The following is a 19,299-nucleotide window of genomic DNA, read 5'->3' as shown; positions in this document are numbered from 1 at the left end:
CTGTCGGCGTTGGAGGCGTCGACCGCGGCGATGATCCGTGTCATCGTCGAGTGCAGATCGCGCAGATCTGCCTCGCCCATATCGAGCTTGGCCATCATCTGCCCCGGGATCGCTTCTGCCGTTTCCCGCAGCTTCGCACCGGTGGCGGTCAATGAGACTTCGACGACGCGCTCATCGTGGGCATTCCGCCGCTTCTCCACGTAGTCCAAAGCTTCGAGTCTCTTGATCAGGGGCGATACCGTTGCGGCTTCGAGGCGCAGCATGTCGGCGATCTTCCTCACCGACAGCGTCTCGTGCTGCCACAGCGCCAACATGACCAGGTACTGAGGGTGAGTGAGATGAATGGGTTCGAGCACGGAACGGTAGGCGGAGATCACTCCCCGTGAGGCGATCGCCAAGGCAAAGCAGACCTGACTCTCCAGAGCCAGCGGATCGTGAGCGCTCGACATTGGCATCGTGTCCCTTCAGCGAGAATGACCAATCAATTAGTGCACTAATGATTAGTGTACACTGGATGTATCGTGATCGCCTCAGCCGAGCACCACGTGCCCGGCTCATCACCCCCGAATGGACTCGCATGTCAGACCCGAAGGACCCCCAACGGCGCGTTGCCTGGCTCAACCGCTTCTTTCGCAAGATCGTCGGGCCTGCACACGTCGACAATTCGCGGCCTGGCGGCTACTACGAGAATGAGCACCTGCGACACGAGCGACTCGACGCCATGGGTCTGGAGATGCGCACGGATGCCAATGGCCATTCCTATGTGGTCGAGAAGAAGAAACCCGAGTGACCATTCTGCTGGCCTTCCCAACCCTCTGACCGGCTGAGATCTGTGTTCTGCGACCGGCTCAGTCCTCTGCTCTGATCAGGACCAAGGATCCCTCGAAGTGCGAGGACCTCCGCAGCGCGCCGTGCTCTTCGTCCCACCGACCATCGTCCAGGCTGCGTCGCAGGCGCTCGACCGAGCGAAGCGCCGAATCCTCTGAGACGAAGCTCCACGCGGAGTTCGCCTTGCGAGCTCCGTGGTCAAGGAACATCTCCGGTCGACCGAAATAGGCCTCAGCGAAACCGTCGGCACAGGCGAAGGGAATCGGCAGCGTCTCGATCTCGACAGTGCCGCCAAGACACGCTTGGATTCGCTTGAGACTCGGATATCGCCTGGCTTCGGTCTCGATCACTTCCGGCGCGAATTCCCTGAGCCAGAACTTCCCAACCTGCACAGGATCACAAGTCATGATGACAACGGGCCCACGAGAGACCCTGCGCATCTCATGCAGACCGGCCTCAAGGTTCTGCCATTGGTGGATCGAGAACGTCGACAGAGCCGCGTCGAAGGAACCATCGGCGAACGGCAGCGATTCTGCGCTGGCGTCGATGGCCGGTGCTTGGTGAGCGCGCCGTTGCGCTCGCATCGTGGCCGAGGGTTCGACAGCTGTGACCTCACGGTTGTCAGGTTCGTAGGATCCGGCTCCAGCGCCGACGTTGACCACCCGCCGAGCGTGACCGAGCGCAGTCAGGATCGCGCGTTCGAATTCCGGCTCTGGGCGCCTGTACTGACGGTAGCCTGATCCGATCATGGCGTAATCGGCGTCTCCGGCCGATCCACCTGCGGTCGTCATGCTCACAGGCTATCCGAGCCACCGGCTCGGTCCTGCCCTGACAGCACTGGTGCATGAGCGGGCCTCCCAGACAGCGAACCTCCTGTGCAGCAAGCGGGGCCGCGACGAGGCGATGAGCCCTGCCGCGGCCCCACGGTCATGCTCAGCGCCAGTCGGCGATAGGCAGCGCCTCGGCGTCGAGATCAGCGCCAGTCGGTGATGATGTCGACGAGCTCGCGAAGCGGTCCGGTGTAGAACGGGACTTCTTCGCGCACGTGCAGACGTGCCTCGGTGTTGCGAAGATCGCGCATGAGGTCGACGATGCGATGAAGCTCAGGGGCTTCGAAGGCCAGCAGCCATTCGTAGTCGCCGAGGGCGAATGAGGCGATCGTATTGGCCTTGATGTCCTTGTAGCCAGCGGCGGCCATGCCATGGTCGCGCAGCATCTTCGAACGCTCCGCCGGATCGAGGAGATACCAGTCATAGGAGCGCACGAAGGGGTACACGCAGATGTACTTGCCCGGCTCGTCGTCTGTCAGCAGCGCCGGGAGGTGCGCCTTGTTGAATTCGGCCGGACGGTGCAGTCCCACAACCGACCAGATCGGTTCGAGGACTCCGCCCAGCATGCTGCGACGCACTGCCGAATAGGCGGCCTGGACGAGCTCGATGGTCGGCGCATGCCACCAGAACATCACATCGGCATCCGCGCGCAGGGCGGAGACGTCGTAAATGCCGCGCACGACGAGGCCCTGGTCCTTCAACGGGGCCAGAGACGCATGAACTTCGTCAGCCAGCTCGGCACGATCGGCATCACCCAATTCTCCTGCCGAAGCGAATACCGAATACGCGATATAACGCGTCTCGCTGTTCGCCTGTTCGATCTGCTCCTCGCTGGGCTTGGAGTATTCGCTCATTCCTGCTCCTTCTTCTGTGTACGTCGGTGCTTGCGCACGGTGTTTCGGTGGTCAGTTCTCGGTGATCATCCTCAGGTGGATGTGATTCTCGCAACGACGGTCTCGGCACGGTCGATGCATGCGGGGATGCCCACACCGAAATAGGCAGAACCTGCCAGTTCAAGGCCGTCGATGCCGGCGATCTCCTCATCGATTCTCGCGACCGTTTCGCCGTGCCCTGGCAGGTACTGCGGCAGAGCACGTTCCCACCGGTGGGTCTCGGCCGCGATGAGTCGGTCCGATCCTCGACCGCTGATCCTCTGCCAGTCCTCGAAGGCACGTGCGATGAGCTGTTCGTCATCGCAGTCCTGCCACCCCCCGGGCCCGTCCCCGTAGCGGCCGATGCTCATTCTGATCACAGCGGTGCCCTCGGGAATGCGTTCCCGCAGCCACGGCCACTTGTTCGACACGAACGTCGAGGCCTTGATGAATGACTTCTCCGTCGGCGGGACTAGGAATCCGGATCCTTCGAGCTCCCCATCCCCGATCTCGATGAGAGCCGGGATCAACGCGGTGGTCGCATAGGGCACGGAAGCCAGCATCGATGCGGACTCAGGAGCCGCCTCGGCGATGAGGTCCTTCGTCACGTGTGCAGGGGTGGCCAGCACGAGGGCCTCGGATTCGACGGTGGAGTCGTCGGTGCCCACGGTCCAGCGGCCGTTGTCGGAGTGCACGGACCTCACGTGCGTGCCGGTGCGGATCGTACCGCCGTGGGAGCGGATGTGCTCCTCGAGCACCGAGACCAGGCGATTGATCCCGCCGACGAGGCTCATGAATACCGGTTCCGGGTCCTGGCCATCTGTCCGCGCCGCAGACTGTGCATCACGCGCGGCGAGGAGACTCTGAACAAGTTCGAGCACCGAGGTCCCCTCCACTGCAGCCGGCAGCAGAGCGGGCACGGTGGAGGCCAATGACAGGTCTCGGCATCGTCCTGCATACACTCCCCCGAGCAGCGGATCGATGAGCGTATCGACGATATCCGCGCCGAGGCGGTCTGTCAGGAAATCTCCCAACGACGTATCCTCACCGGCGATCGCCGGCGTAATGACCTCGTGCGCGATCCGGTCGCTGGCTGCCGCACCCAGAAGGTCTCTGACCTCGGCCGCATCCCCTGGCACACCCATCACAGTGCGTTTGGGAATCGCCTGGAGCTGTCCACCCGAGAAGACTCGAGAACTGTGCGCAGCAGAGGGGAACTCCACGTCCAAGCCCAGTTCTGCGGCAAGGTCCTTCGTCTCCCTGCGCCGGTACAGGCTGGCCTCGGCACCGGTGTCCAAACCGACCGGCACTGCCCCGTCCAGAGTCGTCGAGTTCAGGCACCCGCCGAGGCGGGGCCCGGCTTCGAGAACAGTGACCTGATGGTCGGGGACAAGGCGATAGGCGGTGACGAGACCGGAGATGCCTCCCCCGACGATCGTGATGTGACTCATCGCCTCAGCCCCGTGCGGCCAGGATCTCTTCGGAGACGCGGTGGACTTCGTCCACGATCCGTCCGGGCACGTCCGGGTCCGTGTCGGGAAGGACACCGTGACCGAGGTTGAAGACGAAGCCTGCCTCATGTTCGAGGCCCTGTCTCACGATCTCCTCGATCCGTGGCGCTAGCGCTTCCCATGGAGCGAAGAGCAATGCCGGATCGAGGTTGCCCTGCAGCGGCTGCCCCGGCTGCACTCGTGTCGAGGCATCGGTCAGGTCGACGCGGAAGTCGACGCCGACGGCTGTGGAGCCGGCGCGTGACATGGAAGCCAGGAGCTCACCGGTCTGGACACCGAAGTGAATGCTCGGGACCTCGTGGTGGCGCAGCGATTCGAAGACCGAGGTGGAGTGTTCGAGGACGTGGGCTTCGTAGTCACGTCGGGACAGGTATCCGGCCCAGGAGTCGAAGAGTTGGAACGCGGAGGCTCCGGCGCCCAGCTGAACGTCGAGGAATGTCGAGGAGATCCGAGCGAGCTTGCTCAGCAGCAGGGAGAAGGTCTCCGGTTCGGAGGCCATGAGGGATTTGGTCTTCTCATGGTTCTTGCTCGGCCCACCCTCGATGAGATAGCTGGCCAGCGTGAACGGCGCGCCTGCGAAGCCGATGAGCGGAGTCGCCTGGCCCAGCTCTTCGCGGATCCGGCCGATGGATTCCGCGATGTCGGGGATCTGATCCGGCTCGAGCCCGGGCAGCGCTTCGACGTCGGAACGGCTGCGGATCGGGTTCGCGATCACGGGTCCTGTGCCGGGGACGATCTCGACATCGACGCCGGCTGCCTGCAGCGGCACCACGATGTCGGAGAAGAAGATGGCGGCGTCCACACCATGGCGACGCACCGGCTGACACGTGATCTCCGAGACGAGCTCCGGGTCACGGCAGGCATCGAGCATCGCAGTGCCCGCACGCAGCTTGCGATATTCGGGAAGGGATCGGCCGGCCTGCCGCATGAACCAGACCGGAGTGTGCGCAATCGGCTCTCCGCGCAGGGCGGGCAACAAGGTTGATGTCATGCCCCCATCCTCCCACCCCGGACGGATCGCTGCCCACCGGGTTCCGGTTTCAAGACGCTGTGTCTTGGCGGCAGACTCGTCCTGGCGGCAGGCCCGCGGGATCCTGAGGGGAGGCCGTGGGAGGTCTGGAGCGAAATCTCTTCGTCCCGCGTCGGCGTGGACGGTTCACCTCCACCGTGGCCTGATCTATCGTGGCGAGTGTGGTCAACACCTCACCTCTCAATCGCATTCCGTCGGAGTTCTCCGTCGTGACCTCGGTTCTGCGCGAAGCTCGGAACACGAACAACGTCTCGATCTCGGAAATACCGGCGCCTGCCCGCTTGGCTCCGTACTCCTATGCTCTGGGTGCTGAAGTCAGCGCCGATGACACCTTTCTGCGTGCCAGTGGTGAGGCGATCGACGAATTGGCCACCGGCCGCATCGTCGTCCTCTACGACCCCAGCTCCCCCGATGAATGGGAGGGCCAGTTCCGAGTCGTGTCCTACATCCGTGCCGAGCTCGAACATGAGCTCGGCAACGAGACGATGCTCGGCCCTGTCGCCTGGACCTGGCTCGAGGAAGCCCTCGAAGCCAATGACTGCGACGTCGCCGCCGCCGGTGGCACAACCACCCGTGTGCTCTCGGAGAGTTTCGGCACTCTTGCCGACCGACCGTCCACGATAGACTTGGAGCTGCGCGCTTCATGGACCCCCGTGATCGCGGAACCGGAACTGATCGGCGATCACTTCGAAGCATGGATCGATCTGCTGTGCACAGTTGCCGGACTGCCACCGCTTCCTGAAGGAGTTTCAGCCCTGCCCGGGCGACGTCGATGACATCCGAACTACCGCTCTTGGCCACACCCGCTCACGGCGTCCCGCCCCTCATCGACACCTCGGACGAATTCTCCATGGCCTGTCGAGAGCTCGCGCACGGATCCGGCCCCATCGCCATCGATGCCGAACGTGCTTCGGGCATCAGATACGGCCAACGCGCGTTTCTGGTGCAGTTGAGACGATCGGGTGCCGGCACCGTCCTCCTCGACTCGGAAGTGCTCGCGGACCTCAGTCCGCTCAATTCCTCATTCGGCGAAGACGAATGGGTCATTCACTCCGTGACTCAGGACCTGCCCTGTCTGCAGGAGCGGGGCATGCGCCCGAAGGTGCTCTTCGACACCGAACTCGCGGCACGGATGCTCGGGTGGGAGAAGTTCGGTCTGGCGGCTGTGGCGGAAAGGACTCTCGGAATCCGCCTGGCCAAGGAGCATTCCGCGGCCGATTGGTCGAAGCGACCGTTGCCGAAAGAATGGCTCAACTATGCCGCACTGGACGTCGAGGTCCTGCTGCCCATTCGCGATATTCTCCACGAATTGCTCATCGAAGCCGATAAATGGGAATTCGCACGGCAGGAATTCGAGAATCTCCTCGACTTCCAGCCCAAGCACTACGACGAGCCCTGGCGCCGAACCCACGGATTGACCAAACTCAAGTCACGCAGGGACATCGCCAAGGTGCGGGAACTGTGGACTGCTCGTGATGCCATGGGCGCCGAAGCCGATATTGCGCCGTCTCGCGTTCTGCGCGATCGTGATCTTGTCGCCCTGGCCCAATCTCGGCTGCATTCGAGCGATGACGTCATGGCGACGTGGCCCAAGCTTTCCCGTGCGGACGCCGGTCGGCTCTTTCGGGCCTACCGCAAAGCGACTCGGCTCACGGTCGACGAGCTGCCGCTGCGGAAGGATGCGAAGGCGGTGCAGGCGCGGACGCCCTTCAGCCACACAGACCTCAAGGACAGAGTCGCCGCGCTCAAGGCTGCGATGGCAGAGCTGGCCGAAGCACATGCGATTCCTCACGACGTGCTGCTCCAGCCTGCCATCGTCAAGGCGCTCGGAGCCCAGCCACGGGTCGACGTCGAGGAGTTCCTCGTCGAGCGAGGTGCCAGGCAGTGGCAGGTCGAATTGAGTGCGCCCGTACTCAAGGACACGTTGGAGTCTCTGCCCGCAGCCTGAGGTCGCCTGCCCACAGCCTGAGGTCTCCTGCCCACGGCGTGGGGCCGCCTGCCACGGCGTGGGCCTCTGTTCGAGGGCCTGAGACTGTCTGATGGCGCAGAGTGGCAGATTCCTCTGGCGAGTCAGACAGCTCTGCGCGAACCCTGCTGAGCTCGATTCCTGACTTCTGCAGGCAGAATATGGACGATCTCGGACACCATCGTGGCCACGTCGAGTCCCGCATATTCGAGGATCTCGTCGCGGGTGCCCTGCGGTAGGAACTCATCCGGAGCTCCGAGCTCGAGGACTCCGATGCGTGAGTCGGCAGCCCGCAGATCGCTGCGGATCTGCGAACCGATTCCGCCGATCTTCACGCCGTCTTCGATCACGGCCACAAGACTGTGCTCAATCGCCATGTCGATGACACTGCCTGGCACGGGCAGCACCCAACGCGGGTCGATGATCGTCGAGGCGATGCCCTGTTCGGCCAAATCCTCGGCCACTTCCTGAGCGCGTCCGGCGAACGGCCCGACGGAGACGATGAGCACGTCCTTGGAAGCACCTGCCGGCACCTCCTGCAGAACGTCGACGCCATCCTCGAGGCGGCGCACCGCCGGAATGTCCGCGCCCACGCTTCCGCGGGGGAACCGGATCACGGTCGGTGCGTCCTCGACGGCGACGGCTTCGGCCAGTTCCTCCGTCAGCCGGGCGGCATCACGAGGAGCTGCGAGCTTTAGACCGGGCACGATCCGCAGCATCGCCATGTCCCAGATACCGTGGTGGCTGGCGCCATCGGGTCCGGTGATCCCGGCTCGGTCGAGGACGAAGGTGACTCCCTGGCCGTGCAGGGCGACGTCCATGAGCAGCTGATCGAAGGCACGGTTGAGGAACGTCGCATAGAGACACACGATAGGGTGCAGGCCGCCATAGGAGAGTCCCGCCGCGGATGCCACGGCGTGCTGTTCGGCGATGCCGACGTCGAAGACCCGCTCCGGGTACGCCTCGGCGAACTTCGCGAGCCCCACGGGCAGCAGCATTGCCGCGGTGACGGCGACGATGTCATCACGCGATTGTGCCAGCTGCACAACCTCTTGGCCGAAGACGGACGTCCATGAGGTCTGCTTCGAAGGGGTGGACTTGCCCGTCCGCGGGTCGATGACGCCGACGGAGTGGAACTGATCGGCGTCATCGTTGAGAGCCGGGTCGTAGCCCTGTCCCTTCTGGGTGATCATGTGCACGATGACGGGTCCGCCGTCATATTGCTTGGCCCGCTGGAATGCCTTCTCAACGGTCGGCAGGTCGTGCCCGTCGACCGGTCCGAGGTATTTGATTCCGAGTTCGTCGAACATTCCGGCCTGCTCTGCGCTGACCATGTCTTTGAGACCTCGCTTGACCCCGTGGATGGCGCTGTACGCGGCTCGTCCCGGTGCACCCGACTGCTGCAGAGTCGACTTTCCCCAGGACAGCAGCTTCTCGTAGCCCGAGGTGATGCGCAGCTCGTCGAGGTGCTCGGCGAACCCGCCGACCGTCGGCGCGTAGGAGCGGCCATTGTCGTTGACGACGATGATGAGCTTGCGCGGTGGAGTCGATTTGTCGGCCGCAATCGTGTTCAGCGCTTCCCAGGCCATTCCGCCGGTCAGTGCCCCGTCGCCGATGACGGCGACGACATGTCGGTCGCTCTCCCCCTTGAGCTGATGGGCCTTGGCGATTCCGTCGGCCCACGACAGTGATGCTGAGGCGTGGGAGTTCTCGATCACGTCGTGTTCGCTCTCGGCCCTGCTGGGGTATCCCGAGAGGCCGTCACGCTGGCGCAGGCTTGAGAAGTCCTCCATCCGACCGGTGAGGAGTTTGTGCACGTAGGTCTGATGGCCGACGTCGAAGAGAACGGTGTCGTGTGGAGATTCGAAGATGCGGTGCAGTCCGAGCGTGAGTTCGACCACGCCGAGGTTGGGGCCGAGGTGTCCGCCTGTACCGGCGACCGTGGTCACCAGATAGTCCCTGATCTCCTTCGCCAGCACTTCGCATTCGGCGTCATCGAGATCACGCAGCTGTGATGGCGAGTTGATCGACTCGAGGAATGTCATTCGGCCTCGCTCCTGAATGCAAAATAGATGGTCCTGTACTGCAATTTCCGCTCGCATCATCCTAACGCTTCATGGCGCAGAGTTCGCCCTCCCCCGAGTTCAGCGAACACCGAGTGTGTCTGGATCCACAGGAGTGAGGTGGCTGGCGTCTCTCATCTCCGCCACGAGCACTCCCCGGCGGCACCTGGCACCGTTGCTCGCAACAACAACCCCTGCAGAGGTTGTTTGAGGCACCAACGGCGAACATTGCATAGCCAAAGGTCTGAGTTGGGGGCAATGGTGAACATCAGCCGCGAAGGGAGGACGTGGCGCTTGCCGTATGCCCTGGACGCACACGCACCAAGGCTGAGAACATCCGGGGATGACGAAGGCCGGCGGGACGAACCCACCGGCCTTCGTCGATCAGTGCTGACAGCGATGGATCGGATATCGATCAGACACGCGGTCGATCAGCAAGTCGCCGATCAAAGGCGTCGTCGCTGAGACGACGGATCCGGATCAAGCGGTTGCAAGCTGCCGCAGCACGTACTGCAGGATGCCGCCGTTGCGGTAATAATCGGCTTCACCCGGGGTGTCGATGCGCACAACTGCGTCGAAGTCGACGGTGGTTCCGTCCTCCTTCGCCGCCGAGACCTTGACGGTCTTCGGAGTGGTGCCTTCATTGAGCTCCGTGATTCCGGAGATCGCGAAGGTCTCTGTGCCATCGAGGCCCAGCGACTCAGCAGATTCACCAGCGGGGAACTGCAGCGGCATAACGCCCATGCCGATGAGGTTCGAGCGGTGGATGCGCTCGAAGCTCTCCGTGATGACGGCTTCGACGCCGAGCAGTTTCGTGCCCTTGGCAGCCCAGTCGCGCGAGGATCCCGACCCGTATTCCTTGCCGCCGAGGATGACCAGCGGAGTCTCGGCTTCCGCGTAGTTCACGGAAGCGTCGAAGATCGAGGTCTGCGGACCGCCCTCCTGAGTGAAGTCGCGGGTGAAACCACCCTGGACTCCGTCGAGGAGCTGGTTCTGCAGGCGGATGTTCGCGAACGTGCCGCGGATCATCACCTCGTGGTTGCCGCGACGCGAGCCGAAGGAGTTGAAATCCTTGCGCTCGACGCCGTGCTCGATGAGGTACTTGCCGGCCGGGGTGTCGGCCTTGAAGGAACCAGCAGGCGAGATGTGGTCTGTTGTGACCGAATCGCCGAGCTTCGCGAGCACGCGTGCACCCTTGATGTCGGAAACGGGCTCTGCTTCCAGGCCCATTCCGTCGAAGAAGGTGGGTTTACGCACGTAGGTCGACTGATCGTCCCACTCGAAGATCGCACCTTCCGGTGTCTGCAGCGCCTTCCAGCGGTCGTCACCTTCGAAGATGCGGCCGTATTCCTCGTCGAACATATCGGTCGAGATCGAGGACGAGATGACCGACTCGACCTCTTCCGGCGATGGCCACAGGTCCTTGAGGTAGACATCGACGCCTTCCGAGTCCTGGCCCAGGGGCTGGTTCTCGAAGTCGAAGTCCATGGTTCCCGCCAGAGCATAGGCGATGACCAGCGGAGGCGAGGCGAGGTAGTTCATCTTCACATCGGGGCTGATGCGGCCCTCGAAGTTGCGGTTGCCGGACAGGACTGCGCTGACGGCGAGATCGTTGTCCTGGATGCTCTGAGAGATATCAGAGTCAAGCGGTCCGGAGTTGCCGATGCAGGTGGTGCAGCCGTAGCCGACGACGAAGAAGTTGAGAGCCTCGAGATCCTCGATGAGGTTCGCCTTCTTGTAGTACTCGGTGACGACCTTCGACCCCGGAGCGATGGAGGTCTTGACCCAGGGCTTGGAGTTGAGTCCGCGCTGCCGGGCGTTGCGAGCCAGGAGGCCTGCTGCCAGCATCACCGAGGGGTTCGAGGTGTTGGTGCACGATGTGATCGAGGCGATCGCCACGGCACCGTTGGCCAGTTCGAAATTGGCGCCGTCGCCGGTGGTGACGGAAGCCGACTTGTTCTCTTCGCCGGGCTGAGAGTAGTTGTGGATGTCCTTGGCGAACTGGTTCTTCGCGTCGGAGAGTTCGATGCGGTCCTGCGGGCGCTTCGGTCCTGAGATCGAAGGCACGACGCTGGAGAGATCGAGCTCGAGGTACTCCGAGTACTCGACTTCGTTGCTGGGATCGTGCCACAGACCCTGCGCCTTGGCGTAGTCCTCAACCAACTGGATCTGCTCGGCCGAACGGCCGGTGAGCTTCATATAGTCGATGGTGACCTCGTCGATCGGGAAGATCGCGGCGGTCGAACCGAATTCGGGGCTCATGTTGCCGATCGTGGCGCGGTTGGCCAACGGCACCGAGGCCACGCCCTCGCCGTAGAACTCGACGAACTTTCCGACTGCTCCGTGCTGGCGGAGCATATCGGTGATCGTGAGCACGACGTCGGTCGCGGTCACGCCGGACGGGATCTCGCCGGTCAGCTTGAAGCCGACGACGCGAGGGATGAGCATCGAGACGGGCTGGCCGAGCATGGCTGCCTCGGCCTCGATGCCGCCGACGCCCCACCCGAGCACACCGAGGCCGTTGACCATGGTGGTGTGGGAATCGGTGCCGACCAGAGTGTCCGGGTAGGCGCGGAGCACACCGTCGACCTCACGCGGCATGACGACGCGCGCGAGGTGTTCGATGTTGACCTGGTGGACGATGCCCATGCCTGGAGGAACGACCTTGAAGTCGTCGAAGGCGGTCTGTCCCCAGCGCAGGAACTGGTAGCGCTCACCGTTGCGCTTGTACTCCATGTCCATGTTGAGTTCGATGGCTTCGGCGGTGCCGAAGTTGTCGATCTGGACCGAGTGGTCGATGACCAGCTCCGCCGGAGCCAGCGGGTTGACCTGGTCCGGCGTGCCACCGAGCTCGACGACCTTCTCGCGCATTGTCGCGAGGTCGACGATGCAGGGCACGCCGGTGAAGTCCTGCATGACCACGCGGGCGGGGGTGAACTGAATTTCCGTAGCCGGTTCGGCACTGGGGTCCCAGCTGCCGAGGGCTTCGATATGCTCCGAAGTGATATTCGCACCGTCTTCAGTGCGCAGCAGATTCTCCATCAGCACCTTGAGGCTGAATGGAAGCTTCTGCGACCCTGGGACCTGATCCAGGCGATAGATCTCATAATCCGTTTCGCCTACGGTCAGGGTGCTCTTCGATTTGAACGTATCGACGTTGCTCATCGTGATTCTCCTGTCTCATCCGACACTCATCCAAGAAACCGGGCAAGCCCGTGAGCCGCGCACCGATTTACGCGACACAATTGTTTCCAAAAGTATCTTGACGTCAAGATAAATTCTATCTCATTTGCCTGCCCTTGACCACCTTCGGAGGCTGGCCTGTCGGTGAACGGAGAATCAGGTTTTCCCTACGTGAGAGTCCGGACAACTCCAGCGCGAATCAGCATTCGACGTCCCTAATCTGGAGTCACATCAGCAGCTGCGAACAAGGAGCTTTCATGGACCCGTTCACCCTCGGCGCTGGATTCGGGTTCGGCGCACTCCTCGTCGGCATCATCTTCGCCGTCATCTGTCGCTCCCTGGCAAGCGAGAAGGGCCGCTCCTCAGGATGGTGGGGACTGTGGGGATTCCTCACCACCTTCATCGCCCTTATCGTCCTCATTCTGCTCCCGCAGAGGGTGCGCGCCTGAGGGCCCCGACGTTGCGACCCGATCACCTCCTGAGGACGGTGACCGTTTCCAGGTGAGCGGTGAGCGGGAACAGGTCGAAGCCGGACAGGCTCTCGATCGCGAACCCTCCGCCGACCAGTACCGCGAGGTCCCGTGCCAGGGTTGCGGCGTCGCAGGAGACGTAGACGATCGTCGTCGCGCTCGATTCGAGCAGCGCTCGCGTGACCGCTTTGCCGGCACCGGAACGCGGCGGGTCGAGGATGATGACGTCCGACTTCGGAATCCTCGCGCGATCTGCCCGGGAGGAGTCGAAGTTCGCGTTGAGGCCCTTGGCGTTCACCTTGGCGTTCTCGATCGCTGATTTCGCGCCCTCGACCCCGTAGAGACCCGCGCCGGTGGCGGAAGCGGCGCTGATCCCCAACAGCCCCACACCGCAGTAGAGGTCCGTGATCACCCGTGTCTGATCATCGAGCGCGGAGTTGACCTGCGCGCTCAGCAGCTGTGGAGCCTGTTCATGGACCTGCCAGAACCCATCGGCAGCGACCCGGTAGTTGCGCCCGGAGACCTCTTCGATCAGTTGGTCCTCTCCCCTGACCACGGCCAGCTTCGTGTGTCCGCCCGTGGCTCCAGCGCCCTTGCGGCCGGTGCCGTTTCGCGTATCCGCGAGGACTGACCACTGCGAGGGCAGAGTCTGCGCGAGGTCTGTGAGCGCGGCCGGATCGCATCTGCCGCGCACGATCACGGCTCCGTGATCCCCGGCCCAGGCGAACTCAAGTCGATCGGCACCGGGCAGGCGCAGCGAGGACAGGGCCACCTCGGCGATGGCAGACGTTGCCAGCGGAGCCGAGGCCAGCGGCACGACATCGTGAGAGCGCGGTGCCAGCATGCCCAGTCGACCCGTGCCGTCGACGGCCATCTGCACCCGGGTCCGCCAATTCAGCCCGGTGCTCTCCCCTGGTGCGGCCGCGACGTCGACGCCGCGGTCGATGTGGCCGATGCGTAAGAGCTGATCGCGCAGGACTTCGGCCTTGAGGTCACGACTGTGGGCGAGGTCGACGTGGGCGAACTCCATCCCGCCGAAGAGCTGCCGGTCACCGGCATCGTCGGCGAGGAACCGTGAACGACGGTCGGGAACACGGAACTCTGAGGCCTCAAGCACCTCGGTGACGTCGGCGCGCAGGAATTTTGCCGCCGTCCCCGCTTCGGTGCGGGCGCGGACGGTCTCCCCCGGAATCGCCCCGGTGACGAAGACAACCTGCCCCTCGTGGCGGGCGATGCTGCTGCCGCCGGCGGCCGGGCTCTCGACGTGCAGGGTCAGATCCATGGCCGGGATCTCTTCGGCAGAAGGTGCGCTCATCGGTGTTCAAGCCTGTCTGTACAGTGGATTGTCGTTCTCGGGGCCATCGCCGCCGTACTGCCGGGAGAAGGAACGCAGTCGCCACGGCACTGAGACCACGACGACATTGGGGACCAGCAGCAGACGAGTGCGCAGCTTCAAGGCTACTTGGTTGTGGAGGATGTGTTCCCACCAGCGTCCCACGATGTACTGGGGTATGTAGACGATGACGAGGTCGCGCGGGGATCTGCGGCGGATCGCGAGAACATGAGCCAGCAGGGGCCGGACCAACTCCCGGTAGGGCGAGTCGAGGACCGTCAGCGGCACGGGCAGCGACATATCGTTCCACTGCCGTTGCAGCGCGCTCGCAGAGTCCTCGTCGACGGCCACGGTGATGGCTTCGAGCTGGCTGGAGCGGGTCACCCGGGCATAGGACAGGGCTCGCAGAGTCGGCTTGTTGATCTCATTGACGACGACGATCGCGTGGGTGTTCGACGGGATCGTGCGCGATCCCCCGTCGGCCTCCGGGGCGAGTTCCCGGGCGACGCGGGAGTAGTGGCGATGGATGGCGCCCATCACCAGGTAGAGTCCTGCCATCGCCGCGACCGCGAGCCAGGCGCCGGCAAGGAACTTGGAGACGATGACGACGAGCAGCACGCCCGAGGCGATGATGCAGCCGGCCCCGTTGACGAGGCGATTGATGTGCATCCGCACGCGCGCCTTCGAGTCGATGACCAAGCGCAGGCGCTTGTTCCAGTGCAGGACCATGCCCGCCTGGCCGACGACGAAGCTCGCGAAGACACCGACGAGATAGAGCTGGATCAGGGTCGTCGCAGAGGCCCGCGTCGCTATGACGAGCAGGATCGCTGCAAAGGCCAGGAGCAGGATGCCGTTGGAGAACGTCAGCCGGTCGCCCTTGGTCGCCAGCTGCCTGGGCAGGAATCCGTCGCGTGCCAGCCGAGAGGCGAGGCCGGGGAATCCCTCGACCGCAGTGTTCGCGGCGACGATGAGCACGAGGGCCGCGACAAGCACGACGCAGTAGAACATCACGGGTGCGTTGTCGAAGATCGCGTGCGCCAGCTGCGCGAGCACGGGTTCCTGCTCGTATTCGGCGCTGACCGCGCTGCCATCGGGTCTGACCAGGTAGAGATGCGGGTCGTCGACGTATTTGATGCCGGTCACGGATGCCAGATAGGTCAGGCCCGTGAGCATCAGCGCCGCCAACAGGCCCGACAGCAGGAGGGTGTTGCCGGCATTCTTCCCGCGCGGCTTCTTGAATGCGGGCACTGCAGTGGCCACCGTCTGCACACCGGCCAAAGCCACAGAGCCGGAGGAGAAGGCGCGCAGGACGATCAGGACCGTCGCCAGCCCGAGCGTGGCCTCGTCTTGGATTCCGGTATGGACGACGGTGTAATCGGCGGTCTCCGCCTGTGGGATGTCTCCGGCACCGACCCGCAGCAGACCCACGCACATGGTGAGGAAGACGGCACCCAGGAACAGGTAGGTCGGGATCGCGAGAATCACCGGGGTGGCACGCGAACCGCGCAACCCGGCCAGGGTGATAAGCAGGATCCCGATGATCGCCACCGGAACGCGATACGGGGCCAGCAGCGGAAAGGCCGTCGTGATGTACGCGGCGAAGACTGTCATCGACACGGCCAGGGTCAGCACATAATCGACCAACAGCGCCGCAGCGACGACCAGCCCGGCACGGGGACCGAGGTTCTTCGACGCGACCTCGTAGTCGCCGCCTCCGGACGGGTAGGCCTTGACGTTGATGCGGTAGCAGGCGACGATCACGAGGATCACTGCGCCGACAGCAACACCGATCCAGGGTGCGACGGTGAGGGCGACGAGCGATGTCAATGACAGGGCCAGCAGGATCTCGTCCGGGGCATAGGCTACGGAGGAGAGCATGTCGGAGGCGAAGACGGGCATCGCGATGCGCTTCTTCAGCACCGGCGTACGCCTGTCCTCACTGCGGAAGGGCCGTCCAACGAGTAGTCTTTTGACGGCATCAGAAAAACTGCTGGCCACGTGCACCAATGGTAGATCACTGCGGAGAGGATTACCCATGCACTTCGTGATTATGGGCTGCGGCCGAGTCGGAGCGTCCTTGGGCAAAGCCCTCGATGCCAATGGGCACTCGGTGGCAGTCGTCGACCGCAACCCCGATGCGTTTCTCAAGCTCGGCAGGGATTTCAGCGGATCCACCATCACCGGCATCGGGTTCGACCGTGAGACTCTCTCCCAGGCGAAGACTTCGGACGCCTACGCCTTCGCCGCAGTCTCCAGCGGAGACAATTCCAATATCCTCGCCGCGCGTGTCGCCCGCGAGACCTTCGGCGTAGTCAACGTCGCGGCCCGAATCTACGATCCCAATCGCGCCCAGGTGTTCGAACGGCTGGGCATTCCCACCGTTCCCACGGTGAGGTGGACGGCCGACCAGGTGATGCGCAAACTCGTCCCGCAGGGATCGATCACCGAATTCCGCGAACCCTCGGGCAGGCTCGTGCTCGCCGAGGTCCATCTCGATCCCGGGTGGGTGGCCAGACCGATCAAGGAGATCGAGACCCGAACCAAGGCACGGGTCGCCTACGTCACCCGATTGTCCGAGGGCATCCTCGCTCATGAGGATCTGCTCCTCCAGGACGGAGACCTGGTCCATCTGATGTGCCCGGTGGACCGCCTCGGCGAGATCGAGAAGATTCTGGACCAGCCGGTGCGAACAATGGAGGAAGAATGAGAGTCGTCATCGCCGGGGCCGGATCCGTCGGTCGGTCAGTGGCCCGGGAGCTCATCGACAAGAAGCACACAGCCCTGCTCATCGACCAGAGCAAGGAGGCGCTGGGACATGAGCGCATACCCGGAGCCGAATGGCTGCTCTCGGATGCGTGCGAGTTGGCGGGTCTGGGTGAGGCGAAGCTCGAGGAAGCCGACGTGGTCGTCGCCGCGACCGGAGACGACAAGACCAACCTCGTTCTGTCTCTGCTGGCCAAGACCGAGTTCGGTGTTCCGCGCACAGTGTCACGGGTGAACAATCCGAAGAACGAGTGGCTCTTCGACGAGAACTGGGGCGTCGACGTAGCAGTGTCGACGCCGCGCCTGATGACGGCTCTGGTCGAGGAGGCCGTCGAGGTGGGCGGCCTTGTGCATCTGATGAGCTTCGAACGCGGTCAGGCGGGCCTGATGGAGTTCACGGTCCACGAATCGTCGGCACTCGTCGCCTCACGGATCGGCGACATCGCCTTCCCGCTCGACACGGTGCTCGTCGCGGTCATTCGCAATTCCCGGGCATTCGCGCCCAGCGCCGATAACGTGGTCGAAGCCGGCGACGAGCTGTTCTTCCTCTCCTCGCCGGATCAGGAAGGTGCTCTGCTGAGTCTCCTGCAGACTCCCGCGCAATGAGCACGAACTCTGTTCGCCGATGACGCCGAGATCAGCTCACTCGTGGTCTTCGCGGGTCTGGATCAGCTCGTAGACCGGGTTGTGGCCCTTCAGCACTCCGTCATGGCTGCAGAAGCGGCCCTCGAGGACGATCAGTGCTCCCGGCCTGATTCCGCTGATCTCACGACGGCCCAGGAACTGCGCGTGAACCTCTCCGGTTCCATCGGCAACCGTGATATGCAGACGAGGGCTGTCGCCGCTGCATGACTGCGTCACCGCGCTGACGACGCCGGCGATCCTCGACAGCTGCCGGGGCGTGAGGTCCCGGACGCTGATGACGCCGGGAATCTGGGACAGCAGCCTCAGATCGGCCCGCGCCTCGGCGTCCCTGGACCCGAAATCACGCACGAGGCGTGTGAAGAGTTCCAGCATGGGGACTCAGCGGACCTCGGTGATTTCCGGTCCGCGTTCGAACGGGTTGAGCTCGTCCTTGTCCTTGCCCTCATCGCTGTTCTCGGAATCTGCGTCGACCTGAGGCGCAGTGAGCACGATGAGCTCACGCGGAGCCATCGCCTCCTGCCCTCTGTCGACGACGACTCCGCGGAAGAGTGCGCTGAGTTCGGACCGGATCTCTTCGTCGGTGACGGCCTTGCCGGAGAACACCGCGCGGACGAACCACCGCGGACCGTCGATCCCGGCGAAGCGCATGGCGCGCTTCCCGGGGCGACCGTCCTCTGTCTTGGCAGGGACTTCTACAGCCAGTTCTCTGCCCAGCGACGTGTGGAGCTCCGATGCTTCGCCGCCCTGTGAGGTGACGCTGCCTGTCAGCTGTTTGCGGACGGTGTTCCACAGACCTTCCGACCGTGGTGTTGCGAAGGCCTGCAGCTGGATCCCGCCGCCTTCATGGATGAGAGTCACAGCCAGCACACGTTGGGAGTCGTCATCTGTGTCCAGACGCACTTGCATGCCGTCGACGACGGGTACCTTGAGAGCTCCCAGGTCGAGCCTGTTGAGCTCAGGGAAGTCTTCGCCGGCGTCGAACGGGCCCTTCTCAGAGCGGTCGTATGGAGCGGACTTCTCGAGCAGGGCGTCCTCGTCGAGTTCGTCGACGTCTTCGTCATCGGTCGAATCCTCCGACTCCGTCGAGTCGGCCTCATCCGAATCGCTGCCGGTCCGGTCCGAATCATCGTCGATCAAGTCCGACTCGCGGTCGATCAAGTCCGACTCGCCGTCGGTCGAGTCCTCGGCCTCGGTGTCATTTGTCACGGCGTCGTCGACGTCGTGCTCCTCGTCGACAGTGTCGTCGATCTTCTCAGCGGAGGATTTCTTGGAGAATCGAGAGAACAGTCCCATGGTCGTTCACACCTCTTTTTCGGTCAGACCTGCTTGTACCCCACCAGTGGAGCCGAAGCCCCCTGCGCCACGATCGCTGTCGTCCAGCGACTCGACGAGGGTGAAGTCTGCTTGTTTGATTTCTTGGATGACGAGCTGGGCGATGCGGTCCCCACGCGATATGCGCACAGGGATCCGCGCATCGAGGTTGATCAGCGGCACCTTGATCTCGCCTCGATAGCCGGCGTCGATCGTGCCCGGGGCATTGATCACGGTCACACCGTGTCTGCTCGAAAGGCCCGAGCGTGGGTGGACGAACCCTGCGGTGCCGATCGGCAGCGCGATCGCGATGCCGGTGGGCACGACCTTCCGCTCGAACGGTTCGAGGACGAAGTCGATCGCCGAGCACAGGTCGGCGCCCGCGTCCGACGCATGTGCGTACGAGGGAGGAGTCATGCCTGTGTCGAGGCGTCTGAGGTCAATCTTCAGGATATCTGCCACAAAGAAGCACTCTAACGCCGAAGCCTGAGCGC

General features: G+C 63.6%; 18 protein-coding genes. 6 read left to right on the top strand and 12 right to left on the bottom strand.

Annotation, left to right across the window (positions count from 1 at the left end; all coding sequences use genetic code 11):
• The coding region (locus tag L0G76_RS00670) for a MarR family winged helix-turn-helix transcriptional regulator (protein ID WP_304355508.1) at nucleotides 1–449 on the bottom strand (449 nt) is incomplete at its 3' end.
• A gap of 65 nt (nucleotides 450–514) precedes the next feature.
• On the opposite strand from L0G76_RS00670, the gene L0G76_RS00665 reads away from it, so the two are divergent.
• Nucleotides 515–790, top strand: a complete 276-nt coding sequence (locus L0G76_RS00665; RefSeq protein ID WP_304355507.1) for a hypothetical protein — start codon at nucleotides 515–517, stop codon at nucleotides 788–790.
• 58 nt (nucleotides 791–848) lie between these two features.
• Here the strand turns inward: L0G76_RS00665 and L0G76_RS00660 are convergent, their stop codons facing one another.
• From L0G76_RS00660 to hemE, 4 genes are all read right to left on the bottom strand, one after another.
• The gene (locus L0G76_RS00660) at nucleotides 849–1,619 is read right to left on the bottom strand and encodes a class I SAM-dependent methyltransferase (RefSeq protein ID WP_304355506.1); all 771 of its coding nucleotides are present in this window, start codon (nucleotides 1,617–1,619) and stop codon (nucleotides 849–851) included.
• A 182-nt stretch (nucleotides 1,620–1,801) separates the two neighbouring features.
• Nucleotides 1,802–2,512 carry a hydrogen peroxide-dependent heme synthase gene (hemQ, locus tag L0G76_RS00655; RefSeq protein ID WP_304355505.1) on the bottom strand — a complete coding sequence of 237 codons (711 nt, stop codon included), beginning with the start codon at nucleotides 2,510–2,512 and terminating at the stop codon, nucleotides 1,802–1,804.
• A gap of 71 nt (nucleotides 2,513–2,583) precedes the next feature.
• Complete coding sequence (gene hemG / locus L0G76_RS00650; RefSeq protein ID WP_304355504.1) at nucleotides 2,584–3,981, bottom strand: protoporphyrinogen oxidase; 1,398 nt, start codon at nucleotides 3,979–3,981, stop codon at nucleotides 2,584–2,586.
• A gap of 4 nt (nucleotides 3,982–3,985) precedes the next feature.
• The gene (hemE, locus tag L0G76_RS00645) at nucleotides 3,986–5,032 is read right to left on the bottom strand and encodes a uroporphyrinogen decarboxylase (RefSeq protein WP_304355503.1); all 1,047 of its coding nucleotides are present in this window, start codon (nucleotides 5,030–5,032) and stop codon (nucleotides 3,986–3,988) included.
• A 200-nt stretch (nucleotides 5,033–5,232) separates the two neighbouring features.
• On the opposite strand from hemE, the gene L0G76_RS00640 reads away from it, so the two are divergent.
• Nucleotides 5,233–5,847 (top strand): DUF3000 domain-containing protein, encoded by a 615-nt coding sequence (locus L0G76_RS00640; RefSeq protein WP_304355502.1) that lies wholly within the window; start codon nucleotides 5,233–5,235, stop codon nucleotides 5,845–5,847.
• A 17-nt stretch (nucleotides 5,848–5,864) separates the two neighbouring features.
• Complete coding sequence (locus tag L0G76_RS00635; RefSeq protein WP_304355501.1) at nucleotides 5,865–7,019, top strand: ribonuclease D; 1,155 nt, start codon at nucleotides 5,865–5,867, stop codon at nucleotides 7,017–7,019.
• A 122-nt stretch (nucleotides 7,020–7,141) separates the two neighbouring features.
• On the opposite strand, the gene dxs is transcribed toward L0G76_RS00635, so the two are convergent.
• On the bottom strand, nucleotides 7,142–9,082 hold the full coding sequence (dxs, locus tag L0G76_RS00630; protein WP_304355500.1) for a 1-deoxy-D-xylulose-5-phosphate synthase: 1,941 nt from the start codon (nucleotides 9,080–9,082) through the stop codon (nucleotides 7,142–7,144).
• Nucleotides 9,083–9,580: 498 nt separating this feature from the next.
• On the bottom strand, nucleotides 9,581–12,265 hold the full coding sequence (gene acnA / locus L0G76_RS00625; protein ID WP_304355499.1) for an aconitate hydratase AcnA: 2,685 nt from the start codon (nucleotides 12,263–12,265) through the stop codon (nucleotides 9,581–9,583).
• A gap of 275 nt (nucleotides 12,266–12,540) precedes the next feature.
• On the opposite strand from acnA, the gene L0G76_RS00620 reads away from it, so the two are divergent.
• Nucleotides 12,541–12,732 carry a hypothetical protein gene (locus tag L0G76_RS00620; RefSeq protein ID WP_304355498.1) on the top strand — a complete coding sequence of 64 codons (192 nt, stop codon included), beginning with the start codon at nucleotides 12,541–12,543 and terminating at the stop codon, nucleotides 12,730–12,732.
• A 22-nt stretch (nucleotides 12,733–12,754) separates the two neighbouring features.
• On the opposite strand, the gene L0G76_RS00615 is transcribed toward L0G76_RS00620, so the two are convergent.
• The gene (locus tag L0G76_RS00615) at nucleotides 12,755–14,068 is read right to left on the bottom strand and encodes a class I SAM-dependent RNA methyltransferase (RefSeq protein WP_304355497.1); all 1,314 of its coding nucleotides are present in this window, start codon (nucleotides 14,066–14,068) and stop codon (nucleotides 12,755–12,757) included.
• Nucleotides 14,069–14,074: 6 nt separating this feature from the next.
• Nucleotides 14,075–15,985, bottom strand: coding sequence for an APC family permease (locus L0G76_RS00610; RefSeq protein WP_304355511.1), 1,911 nt, complete (start codon nucleotides 15,983–15,985; stop codon nucleotides 14,075–14,077).
• Nucleotides 15,986–16,121: 136 nt separating this feature from the next.
• Here L0G76_RS00610 and L0G76_RS00605 point away from each other — a divergent pair, with 136 nt between their 5' ends.
• Nucleotides 16,122–16,793 carry a potassium channel family protein gene (locus tag L0G76_RS00605; RefSeq protein WP_304355496.1) on the top strand — a complete coding sequence of 224 codons (672 nt, stop codon included), beginning with the start codon at nucleotides 16,122–16,124 and terminating at the stop codon, nucleotides 16,791–16,793.
• Complete coding sequence (locus L0G76_RS00600) at nucleotides 16,790–17,455, top strand: potassium channel family protein (RefSeq protein ID WP_304355495.1); 666 nt, start codon at nucleotides 16,790–16,792, stop codon at nucleotides 17,453–17,455. The genes L0G76_RS00605 and L0G76_RS00600 overlap by 4 nt, the downstream gene beginning before the upstream one ends.
• Nucleotides 17,456–17,491: 36 nt before the next feature.
• Here the strand turns inward: L0G76_RS00600 and L0G76_RS00595 are convergent, their stop codons facing one another.
• Genes L0G76_RS00595 through dut form a run of 3 tightly spaced genes read right to left on the bottom strand, consistent with a single transcriptional unit; the run spans nucleotide 17,492 to nucleotide 19,267 of the window.
• Nucleotides 17,492–17,866 (bottom strand): OB-fold nucleic acid binding domain-containing protein, encoded by a 375-nt coding sequence (locus L0G76_RS00595; protein WP_304355494.1) that lies wholly within the window; start codon nucleotides 17,864–17,866, stop codon nucleotides 17,492–17,494.
• Nucleotides 17,867–17,872: 6 nt separating this feature from the next.
• On the bottom strand, nucleotides 17,873–18,787 hold the full coding sequence (locus tag L0G76_RS00590) for a DUF3710 domain-containing protein (RefSeq protein WP_304355493.1): 915 nt from the start codon (nucleotides 18,785–18,787) through the stop codon (nucleotides 17,873–17,875).
• Between the two features lie 6 nt (nucleotides 18,788–18,793).
• Nucleotides 18,794–19,267, bottom strand: a complete 474-nt coding sequence (gene dut, locus L0G76_RS00585; protein WP_304355492.1) for a dUTP diphosphatase — start codon at nucleotides 19,265–19,267, stop codon at nucleotides 18,794–18,796.
• Nucleotides 19,268–19,299: the final 32 nt, after the last annotated feature.

The sequence above is a fragment of the Brevibacterium picturae genome, assembly GCF_030453725.1.
Lineage (GTDB): Bacteria > Actinomycetota > Actinomycetes > Actinomycetales > Brevibacteriaceae > Brevibacterium > Brevibacterium sandarakinum_A.
This window is presented reverse-complemented; position numbering and strand designations above follow the sequence as displayed.